General features: G+C 52.0%; 16 protein-coding genes. 13 read left to right on the top strand and 3 right to left on the bottom strand.

Annotated features, from left to right (window positions below):
* Positions 1 to 136 precede the first annotated feature (136 nt).
* The 10 genes from dhaK (at position 137) to FEK66_RS20625 (ending at position 11,862) form a co-directional block, all read left to right on the top strand.
* On the top strand, positions 137 to 1,207 hold the full coding sequence (dhaK, locus tag FEK66_RS20670; protein ID WP_135493812.1) for a dihydroxyacetone kinase subunit DhaK: 1,071 nt from the start codon (positions 137 to 139) through the stop codon (positions 1,205 to 1,207).
* Positions 1,208 to 1,217: 10 nt separating this feature from the next.
* Positions 1,218 to 1,850: a dihydroxyacetone kinase subunit DhaL gene (dhaL, locus tag FEK66_RS20665; RefSeq protein ID WP_130205657.1), complete on the top strand. Its 633-nt coding sequence runs from the start codon at positions 1,218 to 1,220 to the stop codon at positions 1,848 to 1,850.
* A gap of 10 nt (positions 1,851 to 1,860) precedes the next feature.
* On the top strand, positions 1,861 to 3,279 hold the full coding sequence (gene dhaM, locus FEK66_RS20660) for a dihydroxyacetone kinase phosphoryl donor subunit DhaM (protein WP_130205655.1): 1,419 nt from the start codon (positions 1,861 to 1,863) through the stop codon (positions 3,277 to 3,279).
* Positions 3,280 to 3,400: 121 nt separating this feature from the next.
* Complete coding sequence (locus tag FEK66_RS20655) at positions 3,401 to 5,098, top strand: alpha,alpha-trehalase (protein ID WP_130205653.1); 1,698 nt, start codon at positions 3,401 to 3,403, stop codon at positions 5,096 to 5,098.
* A 337-nt stretch (positions 5,099 to 5,435) separates the two neighbouring features.
* The gene (locus FEK66_RS20650; RefSeq protein WP_130205651.1) at positions 5,436 to 6,458 is read left to right on the top strand and encodes an iron ABC transporter substrate-binding protein; all 1,023 of its coding nucleotides are present in this window, start codon (positions 5,436 to 5,438) and stop codon (positions 6,456 to 6,458) included.
* Entirely contained in the window at positions 6,458 to 7,438 is a 981-nt protein-coding gene (locus FEK66_RS20645; RefSeq protein ID WP_135491169.1) for an iron ABC transporter permease, read from the top strand. Before FEK66_RS20650 ends, FEK66_RS20645 begins: the two co-directional genes overlap by 1 nt.
* Positions 7,435 to 8,193, top strand: coding sequence for an ABC transporter ATP-binding protein (locus FEK66_RS20640; RefSeq protein ID WP_135493810.1), 759 nt, complete (start codon positions 7,435 to 7,437; stop codon positions 8,191 to 8,193). The genes FEK66_RS20645 and FEK66_RS20640 overlap by 4 nt, the downstream gene beginning before the upstream one ends.
* A gap of 9 nt (positions 8,194 to 8,202) precedes the next feature.
* Positions 8,203 to 9,015, top strand: a complete 813-nt coding sequence (locus tag FEK66_RS20635) for a class I SAM-dependent methyltransferase (RefSeq protein WP_130222835.1) — start codon at positions 8,203 to 8,205, stop codon at positions 9,013 to 9,015.
* Positions 9,012 to 9,866 carry a ModD protein gene (gene modD / locus FEK66_RS20630; protein WP_135493806.1) on the top strand — a complete coding sequence of 285 codons (855 nt, stop codon included), beginning with the start codon at positions 9,012 to 9,014 and terminating at the stop codon, positions 9,864 to 9,866. Before FEK66_RS20635 ends, modD begins: the two co-directional genes overlap by 4 nt.
* 25 nt (positions 9,867 to 9,891) lie before the next feature.
* Positions 9,892 to 11,862: a TonB-dependent receptor gene (locus tag FEK66_RS20625; protein WP_135493804.1), complete on the top strand. Its 1,971-nt coding sequence runs from the start codon at positions 9,892 to 9,894 to the stop codon at positions 11,860 to 11,862.
* A gap of 49 nt (positions 11,863 to 11,911) precedes the next feature.
* Here FEK66_RS20625 and FEK66_RS20620 read toward each other — a convergent pair whose 3' ends face one another.
* Complete coding sequence (locus FEK66_RS20620; protein ID WP_000511315.1) at positions 11,912 to 12,166, bottom strand: GlsB/YeaQ/YmgE family stress response membrane protein; 255 nt, start codon at positions 12,164 to 12,166, stop codon at positions 11,912 to 11,914.
* Positions 12,167 to 12,364: 198 nt separating this feature from the next.
* Between FEK66_RS20620 and FEK66_RS20615 the strand changes: the two genes are divergently transcribed.
* A complete protein-coding gene (locus FEK66_RS20615) occupies positions 12,365 to 13,099 on the top strand; it encodes a flagellar brake protein (protein ID WP_135493802.1) in 735 nt (244 codons plus the stop codon).
* 1 nt (position 13,100) lies between these two features.
* On the opposite strand, the gene emtA is transcribed toward FEK66_RS20615, so the two are convergent.
* Positions 13,101 to 13,712, bottom strand: a complete 612-nt coding sequence (gene emtA, locus FEK66_RS20610; protein ID WP_130259693.1) for a membrane-bound lytic murein transglycosylase EmtA — start codon at positions 13,710 to 13,712, stop codon at positions 13,101 to 13,103.
* Positions 13,713 to 13,811: 99 nt separating this feature from the next.
* Here emtA and ldcA point away from each other — a divergent pair, with 99 nt between their 5' ends.
* Positions 13,812 to 14,726: a muramoyltetrapeptide carboxypeptidase gene (gene ldcA / locus FEK66_RS20605; protein WP_130205635.1), complete on the top strand. Its 915-nt coding sequence runs from the start codon at positions 13,812 to 13,814 to the stop codon at positions 14,724 to 14,726.
* 94 nt (positions 14,727 to 14,820) lie between these two features.
* The gene (locus tag FEK66_RS20600) at positions 14,821 to 16,557 is read left to right on the top strand and encodes a potassium/proton antiporter (RefSeq protein WP_064528688.1); all 1,737 of its coding nucleotides are present in this window, start codon (positions 14,821 to 14,823) and stop codon (positions 16,555 to 16,557) included.
* Between the two features lie 56 nt (positions 16,558 to 16,613).
* Here the strand turns inward: FEK66_RS20600 and dadX are convergent, their stop codons facing one another.
* Entirely contained in the window at positions 16,614 to 17,684 is a 1,071-nt protein-coding gene (dadX, locus tag FEK66_RS20595; protein WP_135493800.1) for a catabolic alanine racemase DadX, read from the bottom strand.
* Position 17,685: the final 1 nt, after the last annotated feature.

Genomic DNA, 17,685 nt, shown 5'->3' with positions numbered 1-17,685 from the left:
ATATGTTTCATTGTGAAACATAATTTGGGTTAATTTTCTTTTCCCCTCCCTGATGCACAATGGATTTATCGGCAGTCAGTGGTCGCCGTGTCGTTGAACATCATCCATGCCCTACCCTAATTGCTGGAGCAAAATAATGAAAAAATTGATCAATGATGTGCAAGACGTACTGAACGAACAACTGGCGGGACTGGCGAAAGCGTATCCTTCGCTGGCACTGCATCAGGATCCGGTGTATGTCACCCGAGCCGATGCGCCAATTGCAGGAAAAGTGGCGTTATTGTCGGGCGGCGGCAGCGGACACGAACCCATGCACTGTGGTTATATTGGCCAGGGTATGCTCTCGGGGGCGTGTCCGGGCGAAATATTCACCTCACCGACGCCCGATAAAATTTTTGAATGTGCCATGCAAATCGATGGTGGCGAAGGTGTACTGCTGATTATCAAAAATTATACCGGCGATATTCTTAACTTCGAGACAGCGACCGAATTACTGCACGATAGTGGCGTAAAAGTGACCACCGTGGTCATTGATGACGACGTTGCAGTAAAAGACAGTCTTTATACCGCCGGGCGGCGCGGCGTTGCCAATACAGTATTAATTGAAAAAATTGTTGGCGCAGCGGCAGAACGCGGCGACTCACTGGAGGCTTGTGCACAACTGGGGCGTAAGTTGAACAATCAGGGCCACTCTATTGGTATCGCCCTCGGTGCCTGTACCGTTCCTGCTGCAGGCAAACCTTCTTTTACGTTGGCAGATAATGAAATGGAATTTGGTGTTGGCATTCATGGTGAGCCGGGTATTGACCGCCGCCCCTTCTCCTCTCTTGATCAAACTGTCGATGAAATGTTCGACACGCTGCTGGAAAATGGCACATACCACCGCACGCTGCGCTTCTGGGATTATCGACAAGGTAGCTGGCAGGAAGAGACGCAAACTAAACAACCGCTTCAGTCTGGCGATCGAGTGATTGCGCTGGTCAACAATCTTGGCGCGACACCGCTTTCTGAACTGTATGGCGTCTATAACCGCCTGACCACGCGTTGCCAGCAAGCTGGCTTGACTATCGAGCGCAATTTAATCGGCGCGTACTGCTCCTCACTGGACATGACCGGTTTTTCCATCACCTTACTGAAAGTTGATGACGAAACGCTGGCGTTATGGGACGCCCCGGTCCACACCCCGGCGCTTAACTGGGGTAAATAAGGAGATAACCATGTCACTGAGCAGAACTCAAATTGTTACCTGGCTCACTCGCTGTGGAGAAATTTTCAGCAAAGAGAGCGATTATCTTACCGGGCTGGATCGTGAAATCGGCGACGCTGACCACGGGCTAAATATGAATCGTGGCTTTAGCAAAGTGGTGGAAAAACTCCCTGCCATCGCGGATAAAGACATCGGTTTCATTCTCAAGAATACCGGCATGACGTTGCTTTCCAGCGTCGGCGGTGCCAGCGGCCCACTGTTCGGTACGTTCTTTATCCGTGCGGCACAGGCAACTCAGGCACGTCAAAGCCTGACGTTGATAGAGCTTTATCAGATGTTCCGTGATGGCGCAGACGGCGTAATCAGCCGGGGGAAAGCAGAACCAGGCGATAAAACCATGTGCGATGTCTGGGGGCCGGTGGTTGAGTCGTTACGCCAGTCCAGTGAGCAAAACCTTTCTGTTCCGGCGGCGCTCGAAGCCGCCAGTAGCGTCGCGGAATCCGCCGCACAAAGCACGATTACGATGCAAGCCCGCAAAGGCCGCGCCAGTTATCTCGGTGAACGCAGTATTGGTCACCAGGATCCTGGTGCAACCTCCGTGATGTTTATGATGCAAATGTTGGCGTTAGCCGCAAAAGAGTAAGGAATTGGTGATGGTAAACCTGGTCATAGTTTCACATAGCGCCCGACTGGGAGAAGGTGTCGGTGAATTAGCTCGCCAGATGTTAATGGGCGATAGTTGTAAAATCGCCATTGCCGCAGGAATTGACGATCCGCAGAATCCCATCGGTACAGATGCCGTCAAAGTGATGGAAGCCATCGAATCCGTTGCCGATGCCGACCATGTGTTGGTCATGATGGATATGGGTAGTGCGTTATTGAGTGCAGAAACCGCACTGGAATTGCTGGCGCCAGAGATCGCCGCGAGGGTACGTTTGTGCGCTGCACCGTTGGTCGAAGGAACGTTAGCAGCCGCCGTCAGCGCAGCCTCGGGGGCGGATATCGACAAAGTCATCCATGACGCCATGCATGCGCTGGAAGCCAAACGAGAACAACTGGGTTTACCATCATCCGCCACTGAAATCTCCGACATATGCCCCTCGCACGATGAAGAAGCCCGTTCTCTGGCAGTGGTGATTAAAAACCGTAACGGACTCCACGTCCGTCCAGCCTCCCGACTGGTCTATACCTTATCGACATTTAATGCAGACATGTTGTTGGAGAAAAACGGTAAGTGCGTAACACCGGAGAGTATTAACCAGATTGCGCTGTTACAAGTCCGCTGTAACGATACGCTGCGCCTGATTGCAAAAGGGCCAGAGGCTGAAGAGGCGTTAGCCGCTTTTCGCCAGTTGGCTGAAGATAACTTTGGTGAAATGGAAGAGATAGCACCGCCAACTCTGCGTCCAGTTCCGCCTGTCACAGGCAAAGCCTTTTATTATCAACCGGTTTTATGCACAGTACAGGCAAAATCATCACTGAGCGTGGAAGAAGAACAGGAACGGTTACGCCAGGCAATTGACTTCACGTTGTTAGATCTGATGACGTTAACGGCAAAGGCAGAAGCAAGCGGGCTCGACGATATCGCAGCAATTTTTTCCGGCCACCATACACTATTAGACGATCCTGAACTGCGGGTAGCGGCAAGCGAACTCCTTCAGCATGAACATTGCACGGCGGAGTATGCCTGGCAGCAGGTTCTTAAAGAACTTAGCCAGCAATACCAGCAGATTGATGATGAATATTTGCAGGCTCGCTATATTGATGTGGACGATCTTCTGCATCGCACCCTGCTCCACCTGACACAGACAAAAGAAGAACTCCCTCAGTTTAGCGCGCCGACCATTTTACTGGCGGAGAACATTTATCCCTCCACGGTACTTCAACTGGATCCGACAGTCGTTAAGGGCATCTGCCTTAGTGCCGGAAGTCCGGTATCCCACAGCGCTCTAATTGCCCGTGAACTGGGTATTGGCTGGATTTGTCAGCAGGGAGAGAAGCTGTATTCGATTCAACCTGAAGAGACGCTAACGCTAGATGTAAAAGCACAATGCTTCAGGCATCAGAGTTAAATTAGATTTGTCTGTCAGTTCGCAGAAAAAGATTTCAATCATGCTCTTACGGCGATCCTGAACTAAGGTTTTCTGATACTTGAATACCGTTTTGTTCGGTATCGCCAAAGGAGAATGATTGATGAAACCACTTGTCCCTCGTCGCTCGCAGAAAGTGGCGTTAATACCTGCTGCCGTATTATTGTGTGCCACCGCGCTATCTGCACAGGCAGAAGAAACACCGGTGACGCCACAATCGCCTGATATTTTGTTAGGCCCTCTGTTTAACGATGTGCAAAACGCCAAACTTTTTCCTGATCAAAAAACTTTTGCCGATGCCATTCCTAACAGCGATCCATTAATGATCCTCGCAGACTACCGGATGCAGCAGAATCAGAGCGGGTTCGATCTGCGCCATTTCGTTAACGTCAATTTCACCCTGCCGAAAGAGGGAGAAAAATATGTGCCTCCAAAGGGGCAGTCACTGCGCGAACACATTGACGGACTTTGGCCGGTGTTAACCCGTTCTACCGAAAGTACCGAACAATGGGATTCTCTGTTGCCGTTGCCGAAACCCTATGTCGTGCCGGGAGGTCGTTTTCGCGAAGTGTATTACTGGGACAGTTACTTCACCATGCTGGGGCTTGCCGAAAGCGGTCACTGGGATAAAGTGGCGGACATGGTGGCAAACTTTGGTCATGAAATAGATACTTATGGGCATATTCCAAACGGTAACCGCAGCTATTATTTGAGCCGATCGCAGCCGCCCTTTTTTGCCTTGATGGTAGAGTTACTCGCGCAACATGAAGGTGACGACGCGTTGAAACAATATCTGCCGCAACTGCAAAAAGAGTACGCGTACTGGATGGACGGTATTGAAAACCTGCAGGCCGGGCAACAGGAAAAACGCGTTGTTAAACTCAAGGATGGCACTATTCTTAACCGCTATTGGGATGACCACGATACGCCACGCCCGGAGTCGTGGGTAGAAGATATTGCCACCGCCAAAAGTAATCCGAACCGCCCTGCCACTGAAATTTACCGCGATCTGCGTTCTGCCGCCGCGTCTGGCTGGGATTTCAGTTCACGCTGGATGGACAACCCGCAGCAGTTAAATACGTTACGCACCACCAGCATCGTACCGGTCGATCTCAATAGTCTGATGTATAAGATGGAGAAAATTCTCTCCCGCGCCAGTAAAGTTGCCGGGGATAACGCGATGGCCAGCCAATATGAAACGCTCGCCGACGCCCGTCAGAAAGGGATCGAAAAATACCTGTGGAACGATCAACATGGCTGGTATGCCGACTATGATCTGAAGAGCGATAAAGTACGCAATCAGTTAACTGCCGCCGCCCTGTTCCCGCTTTATGTCAATGCAGCGGCAAAAGATCGCGCGACCAAAATGGCTGCTGCCACTAAAACACATCTGTTGCAACCTGGCGGACTGAACACCACATCGGTTAAAAGTGGACAGCAATGGGATGCGCCAAATGGCTGGGCTCCGCTGCAATGGGTCGCGACCGAAGGGTTGCAAAACTACGGGCAGAACGAGGTGGCGATGGACATTAGCTGGCACTTCCTGACCAATGTTCAGCACACTTATGACCGGGAGAAGAAGCTGGTCGAGAAATATGATGTCAGTACCACCGGAACAGGTGGCGGCGGTGGCGAATACCCGTTGCAGGATGGCTTTGGCTGGACCAATGGCGTCACGCTGAAAATGCTCGATTTGATCTGCCCGAAAGAACAACCGTGTGACAACGTTCCGGCAACGCGTCCGACCGGTAAATCAACCACACAGCCGGTTAAACAAAAAGAAGCGGAACCTACGTCTTAACTTTGCTGTATATCGGGCAATGCCATTGCGCTCATAAAATTGGCATTGCTCTTTTTTTCCACGAAAAACCAAACATCGATTATTATACGATCTATGTCTTAATTTTCTTATATCAGAGAAGATATTAATTTTACATTATCAATTTATTAATCATTACTCTTCTATTTATATTTTTCCGCCACTCACGCATTCTCCCTGACAATTTTCTTGTTGAACAAAGCGTTGTTTAGCAAATAAGCAGATCATTCTGTTTCTTTAGACAAATCTTGACATCAAACATGATCTTTATCGGTATATATGTAAATATATAGCGGTTTTAATTGTCAGGATATTACTTATGTCACTAACCAGACGGATGTTTACGCAGGCTCTTGCGTCTACCTTGTTCCTGCATCATCTGCCGTCCTTTGCACAATCAGTTAAATTCTGGGCCTCATTGACGCTTCCTGAAGCCAAAAAAATTACGCGTATTGTCAGTGCCGGTGCGCCTGCCGATCTGCTTTTGCTGGCTGTCGCGCCAGAAAAACTGGTCGGTTTTTCTTCTTTTGACTTTGCTCGCGAGGCGGCAATTCCATTAACTCCGGCAATACGTCATTTACCTAAACTTGGACGACTCGCCGGGCGCGCCAGTTCGCTTTCAATGGAAGGGCTTATGGCATTGCAGCCCGATTTGGTCGTTGATTGCGGCAATACGGATGAAACCTGGCTCTCCCAGGCACGGCAGGTTAGCGAACAGACACAAATCCCCTGGTTATTGCTTAATGGGAAACTGGAGCAATCGGCAGAACAGTTAACAACGCTGGGCAAAACATTAGGCGAAGAGCACCGCACCGCAGAACAAGCCAATCTCGCCAGCCGCTTCGTCGGTGAAGCTCAGGCATTCTCCACCTCACCCGCCGCTAACCTCCGCTTTTATGCTGCGCGCGGTCCCCGAGGGCTGGAAACGGGCTTACAGGGTTCGTTGCATACCGAGGCGGCGGAATTATTAGGTTTGCACAACGTCGCGCAAATCGCCGATCGCCATGGCCTGGCACAGGTTTCCATGGAAAATCTACTGCGCTGGCAGCCGGATATTATTCTGGTTCAGGATGCTGTGACTGCAAACTTTATCCGTAACGATCCTCTCTGGCAGGGCGTAAAAGCCGTTGCGGAACATCGCATCCTGTTTTTGAGTGGCTTGCCTTTCGGCTGGCTGGATGCCCCGCCGGGAATCAACCGTCTTCTGGGATTGCGCAGACTCCACGCCTGGCTGGATCCCGCAGTCAACAGCCAGTTTAAAAACGATATGCAACGTTACGCTCAACTGTTCTGGCATTGCCCATTAAGTGACGCCGACTATCAAAAAATGGTGGCGAGCTAATGAGAACCGCGAACGGATGTATTCTGCTGCTGGCAGCTATCAGTATCACTTTTGCCGCCGTAAATGGGGCTTATCATCTCGATATGCAGCAACTGCTGGCGCTAATTCTTCGTCAAGAAGATGTTCCTGTGCAGGAACAAATTGTCTTCTGGCAAATCCGCGTGCCGCGCATTCTGGCGGCGTTGTTACTGGGCGCTGCGCTGGCAGGCGCCGGAACCACCTATCAGGGGATGTTTCGTAATCCCTTAGTTTCACCGGATATTTTAGGCGTCTCCGCCGGTGCCGGACTTGGTGCTTGCGCTGCAATCCTGTGGGGATTATCGATAGCTTACATCCAACTCTATGCATTTTTCGGCGGTCTGCTGGTGGTCGCGGGCGTCTGGCTGATTACATGTCGGGTGACTCGTCACGATCCGGTGCTCACGCTGGTGCTGGTCGGCATTGCGTTAGGAACGCTGTGTGGAGCGGGGATATCGCTAATTAAAACGCTGGCCGATCCCTATACCCAGTTGCCCTCGATTACCTTCTGGCTACTCGGTGGCCTGTCTACGGTAACCTTACGCGACCTTTACTACGCGGCACCGCTCATTCTGGCTGGCACCGTTCCTCTGCTATTCCTCCGCTGGCGCATGAATTTACTCACGCTTTCTGATGACGAAGCCCGTTCGCTGGGGCTGAATGTTGCGCGTCTGCGATTAGGATTGATTGTCTGCGCCACACTAATCACCGCCAGCACGGTAGCAATAGCGGGCATTATTGGTTGGGTTGGTCTGGTCGTTCCGCACATTGCCCGCTTGTTGACCGGTCATAACCATCAGCAACAGTTGCCCATGGCAATGTGTACTGGCGCGATTCTGCTCCTGCTTACCGATACGCTGGCGCGCAGCATTGGGACAACAGAAATCCCGCTCGGCATTCTGACCGCTTTTGTTGGCGCACCGTTTTTCCTGCTTTTGTTGTTACGCGGAGGTCGCCAGTGACTTTGCTTGCCGTCCGTCATGCGTCTCTGGGTTACTCCCGCCATCCGGTGCTAAGCGACGTTTCCTTCGCCCTGTCGCAAGGAACAATTTGTTGTCTACTTGGCGCCAATGGTTGCGGCAAAACCACACTCATGCGCTCCATTCTTGGCGTTATTCCGTTATTAAAGGGCGAGATCTTACTGGATAGCATCCCTGTTCAGACACTTAGCCATCGCCAGCGCGCGCAAGCAATTGCCTGGGTACCGCAGGCGCACGACGGTATTTTTGCTTTCAGTGTGCTGGATATGGTGTTGATGGGCCTGGCCCCCACCATGGGCGCTTTTTCCCTTCCCGGTAAGCAAGAACGCCTGAAAGCAACGGAACAACTGGAAAAGCTGGGTATTTTGCATCTGGCGACAAGACGCTGGAATACCCTTAGCGGTGGTGAACGCCAGCTGGCTTTAATCGCCCGTGCACTCGTCCAACAACCGCGCTTGTTGTTACTGGATGAGCCCGCCTCCAGCCTCGATTTCGGTCATCAGATCCAACTTCTGGACACGCTGGCGCAGCTAAAAAATAACGGCATGACAATGTTAATGTCGACTCACCATCCGCTCCATGCCAACGCCATTGCCGACAGCATTATCCAGGTAGAGCCAGATGGACGAGTAACACAAGGCTTACCGACCGAACAGTTAACAACGAACAAACTGGCGGCCCTGTATCGGGTTTCTGCCGACCAAATTCATCATCACCTCTCTGCAATTAGCCGCTAAGGAACAATCATGCTCATTGATGATATTGATTTTGCAGACCTTTATCTGCAGCAACTCAAACTAGCTCACCGCACAGAAAAAACGCCCGATCACTGGGATCAACGGGCGGAGAAAATGGCTGAAAATTGTGCCTCGCCAACGGACAGCTACCTGCAACAACTGATCGCTAAAATTGACCTGCAAGGCGCGCAGACCTTATTCGATATGGGCTGCGGACCAGGTACCGTATCGCTGGCGCTGGCTGACAAACTCACTACGGTTTATGGCGTTGATTACAGTCAGGGGATGCTGAACGTTGCCGCCCGCCGCGCCGCCGCGCTGAAGGCAGACAATGTCCACTGGATCCAGCGCGCCTGGGAAGAGGACTGGAGTGACCTGCCACGCTGCGATATTGCCGTGGCTTCCCGATCCACACTGGTGGCTGATATGCGCCAGGCAATGAGCAAACTGAATAATCAGGCACGGCTGCGCGTCTACACCACCCATCTGGTCAGCACCTCGTTCGTCTCCCCGGCCATTCAGCGGGCGGCAGGTCGGGAAGTGATCGAATTACCCAACTATATCTTTGCGCTCAACGTCCTGTATCAAATGGGAATTTATGCTCACGTCGATTTTATCCGTGGACAAAATTGCCAACAGGATAACAGCACCTGGGAACGTTTTGAGCAGAACGTCAGCTGGAGTCTTGGCGCGCTTAACGACGATGAGCGTGAACGGTTATATCGCTGGTATCAACAACAAGATGCTCGTGCCCTCGCCCCTGCCAGCCGCGACTGGGCGCTCATCTGGTGGGATAGCGTGCCGCCGGAGGCACTGCGATGATCTTCATTTCTCAGGCACAAATCGATGCGTTACTTCTGGAAGATATCCAGGGCGGTGACCTGACCACGCGGGCATTAAATATTGGACACCAGCCTGGCTATATTGCGTTTTTTCACCGCCAGGGCGGCTGCGTCAGCGGCGTTTCTGTCGCGTGTAAGATGTTAACCACGCTGGGGTTAACCATTGATGACGCGGTCAGCGACGGTTCACAAGCGGATGCAGGTCAGCGGCTGATCCATGCCCACGGCGACGCTGCTGCACTTCATCAGGGATGGAAAGCGGTCCAGAACGTACTGGAGTGGAGTTGCGGCGTCTCAGAGTATCTCGCGCAAATGCTGGCGTTGCTTCGTGAACGTTATCCTGACGGCAATATCGCCTGCACCCGAAAAGCTATCCCTGGAACCCGGTTGCTGGCAACACAAGCTGTCATTGCCGCTGGCGGGCTGATTCACCGTGCCGGATGTGCGGAAACTATATTATTGTTCGCCAACCACCGTCATTTTCTTGCTGACAATCAGGACTGGTCGGGCGCAATCGCCCAGTTACGTCGCCACGCCCCCGAGAAGAAAATTGTTGTTGAAGCCGACACGTCTGAAGAGGCTATCGCCGCGTTACGCGCGCAACCAGACGTACTTCAGCTCGACAAATTTAGTCCGCAGCAGGCAACTGAAATTGCGCAAATAGCGTCGTCGCTGGCTCCCCACTGCACGCTGGCTCTGACCGGCGGAATTAATCTGACGACACTCAAAAATTACCTCGACTGCGGCATTCGCCTTTTTATTACTTCCGCGCCTTATTACGCGGCACCGGCTGACATCAAAGTCAGTCTGCAACCCGCAGCCTCTTTTTAATTCTTTGTTAAACGGAATTTATTCTATGAGACTCAAAAAACGTTATCTCTGCACAGCACTATCACTTGCCTTTACCCAGCAGGCCGTAGCGGCTCAGGAGAGCGACACGCTGACCGTATGGTCCAGTCCGGTATCATCGACGACGACCACCGTTCTCGATCACCCCACCATGAAGGCCCTGGATAAGCAGAATGTCGCTCAGGCATTAAGCGTCGTCCCTGGCGTAGTGCTGCAAAAGTCAGGCAGCCGCAACGAAGAACAGGTCAAAGTTCGTGGTTTTGATAGCCGTCAGGTACCGGTCTATTTCGACGGCGTGCCGATTTATGTTCCCTATGACGGCAACCTCGATCTGGCGCGGATTCTGACCAACAATCTGGGCGCGGTCGAAGTTTCCAAAGGGTATTCGTCGCTGCTTCAGGGGCCTAATCAGATGGGCGGTGCCATTAATATCACCACCCAAAAGCCAACGAAACCTCTGGACGCAAGTCTGGGATATCGCCAGGGATGGAGCCGTAGCCAGGACAATGCCTACGATATGCATGCTTCATTTGCCGCCAGCAGCGATCTGGGGTATTTGCAAGTCAGCGGTAGCCAGCTAAAGCAGGATTTTCTCGGCCTGCCGCATGGTGTGAATAACGATATTGCAGGCAAACACGGCAAGATGATTAATTCATCGGCTGATGATAAACGCGGCATTGTGAAGCTCGGTTTTACACCGCGCGAAAACGATGAATACACACTGACTTACATTAAGCAGGATGGTGAAAAAGATAACCCGCCATACAGCGGAAACAGTGGTCAGAAATCACGCTACTGGCAGTGGCCGGAGTATGACAAAGAAAGTTTTTATTATCAGGGAACGACCCAGCTAAACGAGCGTTTTACTTTGAAAAGTCGGCTGTATCGCGACACCTTTGAAAATACGCTGATGATGTACAACTCGCTGGCTGATTTGAAAAATAAAAAAGGCAGCTACAGCCATTATTCCGATTACAGCGACGGTGCCGGATTACAACTGGCAGCCGATGTGCGTGAAAACGATCTGCTGTCGTTTGCCGTTAACTGGAAAGATGACGTACACCGGGAAAAAGGTGCGCCGCACGCCGCTTACGATCGCTATGAAGATCGCACCTGGTCGCTCGCCAGTGAATATCAATGGGCTGCCGCCGATAATGTCGATGTCGTGGCGGGAATCAGCTATGACTGGCGCGATAGCGTAGAAGCGAAAAAACATGAGAACGATGGCAGCATCACCCATTATGACGACAACAATCAGTCAGCTTTTAACTGGCAGGTGATGGGGAAATACCACTTTGCCAATGAAGACACGCTGGCGCTTTCGTACTATGACCGCACACGCTTTCCGACGCTGAAAGAACGCTATACCACGTCCAAACCAGCGTATAACCAGATAGCGATTGTTAACCCGCAGCTCAAGCCGGAACGCGCACGCGGGGTAGATTTAACCTGGAATGGTGCCTTCACGCGCGACTGGGGATTTGAGGTCAGCGTTTACTATAATCGGGTGAGTGATGCCATCCTCTCGCACAATATCGATGCCGATACCATTCAAAACCAGAACAGCGGCACGGTGGATTACAGCGGTCTGGACGCCGGTATTAAGGGGAAAATCAGCAATATACTGGATGTAGGGTTGAGCTACGCCCTGATCCACGCTGACGCCAAACGCAAAGACATCGGCAAGATAACCGATCTGCCAACGCAGACAATGACCGCATGGATGACTCTCAAACCGTGGGAGCCGTTAAGCGTAACACTGTCGGAAGAGGCGCGTTCCTCCAGCTACAGCAACAGTGACGGTTCACAAAAAGCCGCCGGTTTTGCGGTGACCCACATTCGAGCCGATTACGCCTTAGGTCATGGCTTCAGCGTCAATGCGTCGATCAATAACCTGTTTGATACCCAATATGCCTACAGTGAAGGGTTTATTGAAGAAGGTCGCAATTTCTGGGCAGGTGTCGAGTATACGTTCTGATGTGAAAGCGGATAGCGGCATCTGTATCGCTATCCGCCTTATGAAAATCTTATTCTCTTCGCAGGAGGCGGAATACGCCCAGAACGAGAATAGCTCCCACTACCGCCACCAGGAAGCTGTGCAGATTAAAACCGCTGATGGAGCCGCCAATGCCAAACATGGTCGCCAGCCAGCCGCCGACCACCGCACCGACTATCCCGAGAATACAGGTCAGGAAAAATCCACCACCATCACGCCCCGGCATGATTAGCTTGGCGATAATGCCGGCTATCAGGCCAAAAATAATCCAGGCAATAATTCCCATGTTCAGGCCCTCGTTTCTATGAACAGGACGCAAGAAATGCTTACGTCAACGCTCTAAGTATAGGCAAGGGTAAGTTTGATGTTGGGCGTCTGGCGGTTGATTTGCAGCCAATATGTAAAAAAAATTCTCATTTGTATAAAGTTTTGTTAATTGCTACCGATAAACCAAAGACAGTTTGTCGGTCAGGAGTTTTTCCGCGTGAGTCACTACCATGAGCAGTTCCTGAAACAAAATCCTTTAGCAGTGTTGGGCGTTTTACGCGATTTGCATAAAGCCGCAATTCCCTTGCGTATCAGTTGGAGTGACGGTCAACTGATCAGCAAAATACTGGCAATAACCTCGGATAAGCTGGTGCTGGATTACGGCAGTCAAGCAGAAGACAACAATACCGTGCTTAAGGCGCGGCACATTACCATTACCGCCGAAACTCAGGGTGCGAAAGTCGAGTTTACGGTTGAACAATTACAGCAAAGTGAATACCTGCAGCTTCCGGCCTTTATTACCGCACCACCTCCCGCGCTATGGTTTGTGCAGCGACGCAGATATTTCCGCATCTCCGCCCCGCTCCATCCGCCTTATTTTTGCCAGACCAAACTGGCGGATAACAGCACGTTACGTTTTCGCCTGTATGATTTGTCGTTAGGCGGCATGGGCGCATTACTGGAAACGGCAAAGCCTGCCGGATTGCAAGAAGGCATGCGCTTCGCACAGATTGAAGTCAACATGGGACAATGGGGCATTTTTCACTTTGATGCCCAGTTACTGACGATCAGCGAGCGTAAATTGATTGATGGTAAAAATGAAACCGTCTCCACTCCCCGTCTGAGCTTTCGTTTTCTTAACGTCAGCCCGACGGTGGAGCGGCAATTACAGCGAATTATTTTCTCACTGGAGCGGGAAGCCCGTGAGAAAGCGGACAAAGTACGCGACTGAGTTACATTGCGTCCAGAGCCTGCTCGAGTTTGTAGATATAGCGTGGAGCCTGCGGCGCGGGGTGATTTCTCGCGACGTGATCGAGGAACTCCTCAGCGTCCAGATCGTTGATTTTGCTGATCGCCTTTTTCCGATCTGAGGAGAAAGTCCGTAGCAGTGCGCCTGCCCCGTTAGCGTATGACACTACCAGCGCATATTGCAGTACTTTCGGATCTTCAATACCTGCCAGCGGGCCGGTTTCCAGAATATTCAGGTAAGCTGCCCCCATTGAGATATTACGCTCTGGATTTTTCAGCTCACTGGTCGTCGGCTCACCACTCCAGCCCATACGGCGATAAACATCGCGTCCGGACGTGGAGGCTTTTAACTGCATCAAACCAATGGCATTCGATTTACTCACCGCGTTCGGGTTACCGCCCGACTCGATAGCGATAATCGCCGTGATCAATTGTGGATCGACACCCCAGGCAGCACCGGCTTTCTGACTTATTGGCATCCACTTCATTGCACGTTGTACCGGAACTTTTGCGTTCCACGGAGGATTCGTATAGTCATGTTTTGATGAACAACCCGCTAATAACACAATCAAAAAGGCAAACCATCTCAATTTCACTTCATCTATCCTTATAGCCTGGAATCGCCGTTGAGGTGACAACGGCACACCTAAGCGGCATGATATACAATTCGTTTCTGTTGTCAGCAAGGAATTGCCATGTCTCAGTTTCACTTAATCGCCCCGTCGGGTTACTGCATTAATCAGCACGCCGCGCAGCGCGGTATTCAACGCCTGATGGATGCGGGTCATCAGGTCAATAACGTAGAGGTCATTGCCCGTCGCTGTGAGCGGTTTGCAGGTACGGAAACGGAGCGTCTGGCGGATATTAATTCCCTTGCAGGGCTGACATCACCCAACACTATCGTACTGGCGGTTCGCGGCGGTTACGGCGCCAGCCGCTTACTGGCGGATATTGACTGGCAGGCGCTGGTTGCTCGCCAACAACATAATCCGTTGCTGATCTGCGGGCATAGCGATTTCACAGCCATCCAGTGTGGACTGCTGACCCAGGGTAATGTCATCACCTTTAGCGGCCCGATGCTGGTGGCGAATTTTGGCGCGGAAGAGCTGAACGCCTTTACCGAGCACCATTTCTGGCTGGCATTACGCAATGAAACATTCACCATTGAATGGCAAGGGGAAGGCCCGACGTGTCGGACCGAAGGCACGTTGTGGGGAGGCAATCTCGCGATGCTGATTTCGCTGATTGGTACGCCGTGGATGCCGCAAATTGAGAACGGTATTCTGGTGCTGGAAGATATTAACGAGCACCCTTTCCGCGTCGAACGTATGCTGTTACAGCTCTATCATGCCGGAATTTTACCGCGTCAGAAGGCGATTATCCTCGGTAGCTTCAGTGGTAGCACGCCCAATAATTATGACGCGGGTTACAACCTGGAGTCGGTGTACGCGTTCTTGCGTTCCCGCCTGTCTATTCCACTCATAACTGGCCTCGATTTTGGTCATGAACAACGCACAGTTACGCTGCCGTTGGGCGCACATGCCATCCTTAATCACACCCAGGAAGGCACACAGTTGACGATTAGTGGTCATCCTGTTCTTAAAGTGTAAAAAAATCACGTTTCAGGGCTAAGTAAAACGCTGTTTCTGCCGCTAATATGGTAGGGTTTATATAAGAGACAGCGTAATCAGGAGTAACCGACCGTTGGATGCCACAACAATAATTAGCCTTTTCATCTTAGGATCCATCCTTGTCACCAGCAGTATTTTACTTAGTTCATTTTCTTCCCGTCTTGGCATTCCCATTCTGGTTATTTTTCTGGCGATCGGCATGCTGGCGGGGGTTGATGGCGTCGGCGGCATCCCGTTTGATAATTATCCTTTTGCTTACATGGTAAGTAACCTCGCGCTGGCGATTATTTTGCTCGATGGTGGGATGCGTACCCAGGCCAGTTCATTTCGCGTGGCGTTAGGTCCGGCGCTGTCACTGGCGACGGTGGGCGTGCTGATTACTTCTGGTTTAACCGGCATGATGGCGGCGTGGCTGTTTAATCTCAATTTGATTGAAGGCTTATTAATCGGCGCCATTGTCGGTTCCACGGATGCCGCTGCGGTATTTTCTCTGCTTGGCGGCAAGGGGCTTAACGAACGTGTTGGCTCGACGCTGGAAATAGAATCCGGCAGTAATGATCCGATGGCCGTGTTTCTGACCATTACCCTGATTGCGATGATCCAGCATCATGAGAGCAATATTAGCTGGATGTTCATTGTCGATATTCTGCAACAATTTGGTCTGGGCATTGTAATAGGTCTTGGTGGCGGTTATTTACTGCTGCAAATGATCAACCGCATCGCCCTGCCTGCCGGATTATATCCATTGCTGGCATTAAGCGGCGGTATTCTGATTTTCTCATTAACCACTGCGCTGGAAGGTAGCGGTATTCTGGCGGTGTATCTGTGCGGTTTTCTGCTGGGTAATCGCCCTATTCGCAACCGCTACGGCATTCTGCAGAATTTCGACGGCCTCGCCTGGCTGGCGCAGATCGCCATGTTCCTGGTGCTTGGGCTGTTGGTTAACCCAAGCGACTTACTGCCTATTGCCATTCCGGCGCTCATTTTGTCCGCATGGATGATTTTCTTCGCTCGTCCCCTTTCGGTATTTGCCGGATTGCTGCCGTTCCGTGGCTTCAATTTGCGCGAGCGCGTATTTATCAGTTGGGTCGGGCTGCGCGGCGCGGTGCCAATTATCCTGGCGGTGTTCCCGATGATGGCGGGCCTGGAGAATGCACGGCTGTTCTTTAATGTCGCCTTCTTCGTGGTTCTGGTTTCGCTGTTGTTACAGGGAACGTCGCTCTCGTGGGCGGCGAAAAAAGCCAAAGTGGTGGTTCCGCCCGTCGGACGCCCGGTATCACGCGTTGGCCTTGATATTCATCCGGAAAACCCGTGGGAACAGTTTGTTTATCAGTTGAGTGCCGATAAATGGTGCGTGGGCGCGGCGCTGCGCGATCTGCATATGCCAAAAGAGACGCGTATTGCGGCACTATTTCGTGATAACCAATTGCTTCATCCCACTGGCAGCACCCGACTGCGTGAAGGCGACGTCTTGTGCGTGATTGGTCGGGAACGCGATCTCCCGGCGCTCGGTAAACTGTTCAGCCAGTCACCGCCAGTCGCGCTGGATCAACGCTTCTTTGGTGACTTCATTCTTGAAGCCAGTGCCAAATATGCCGATGTGGCGCTGATATATGGTCTGGAAGACGGTCGGGAGTATCGCGATAAACAGCAAACGCTGGGGGAAATTGTCCAGCAATTGTTAGGCGCGGCTCCGGTTGTCGGTGATCAGGTGGAGTTTGCCGGGATGATCTGGACGGTGGCCGAGAAAGAAGATAATGAAGTGCTGAAGATTGGCGTTCGGGTAGCGGAGGAAGAAGCCGAATCTTAAGTTTGATCCGTCTTGTATCGCCGGATACGACATTGGTCGCATCCGGCTACAACAAGTTACACCGTCACAACAGGCACACGTAACGCCAGCGCGCACATCAACTCATAGCCAACGGTTCCGGCAGCGGCGGCGACATCATCAATTTTGATCTCTCTGCCCCACAGCTCAACCGGTGTACCAATACCCGCCTGCGGGCAAGGCGTTAAATCGACCGCCAGCATATCCATCGAGACAGTCCCTACCGTCATGGTGCGTACGCCGTCGACTAAAACCGGCGTACCGGTTGGCGCGTGACGCGGATAACCGTCAGCGTATCCGGCGGCAACAATGCCAATTCGCTGTTCATCGCGCGCGGTATAGCGACCGCCATAGCCCACACGATCTCCCGCTTTTAGCGTCTGGATACCAATAATCTCGCTGCTTAACGTCATTACCGGACGTAATCCGGTATTGGCGATATCGCGCCACTGACCGGACGGCGATGCACCATACAAAACAATCCCCGGACGCACCCAGTCAAAATGCGCTTCCGGATGCCACAGCGTCGCGGCCGAGTTAGACAACGAACGTCGACACTCAAGCCCTTCCGCCGCCTGGTCAACACGCGCCATCGCCTCGGTAATCCCATCAGGATGCTCGGCCTCGGCAAAATGCGACATCAGGGTCATTTCGCCAACATTCGCCATCGCCAGCAGCTGCTGCCAGACGGTGGACACGCGATCGGGCAGGAAGCCCAGCCGATTCATTCCACTGTTCACTTTAAGATAAATATCCAGTGGTGCTTTTAGTCGCGCGTTTTGCAACGCTTTGAGCTGCCAGTTACTGTGAACGCAGGTAGTCAGGCGATACTGGTCATAAATCTCCAGATCCTGGGCGTGGAAAAAACCTTCCAACATGAGGATCGGCCCTTTCCAGCCGCGCTCACGTAGGGTAATGGCCTCTTCCAGATTAAGTAAGGCAAAGCCATCAGTCGCCCCGAGCGCACTCCAGATACGTTCAATACCATGCCCATACGCGTTCGCTTTTACCACCGACCAGACGCGCGCATGCGGCGCGGCCTGGCGGACAATGTTCAGATTCTGTTTTAATGCCTGTAGATCGAGGCTGGCCTGTATCGGTCTGGTCATC

Source organism: Escherichia sp. E1130 (genome assembly GCF_005781065.1).
Lineage (GTDB): Bacteria > Pseudomonadota > Gammaproteobacteria > Enterobacterales > Enterobacteriaceae > Escherichia.
This window is presented reverse-complemented; position numbering and strand designations above follow the sequence as displayed.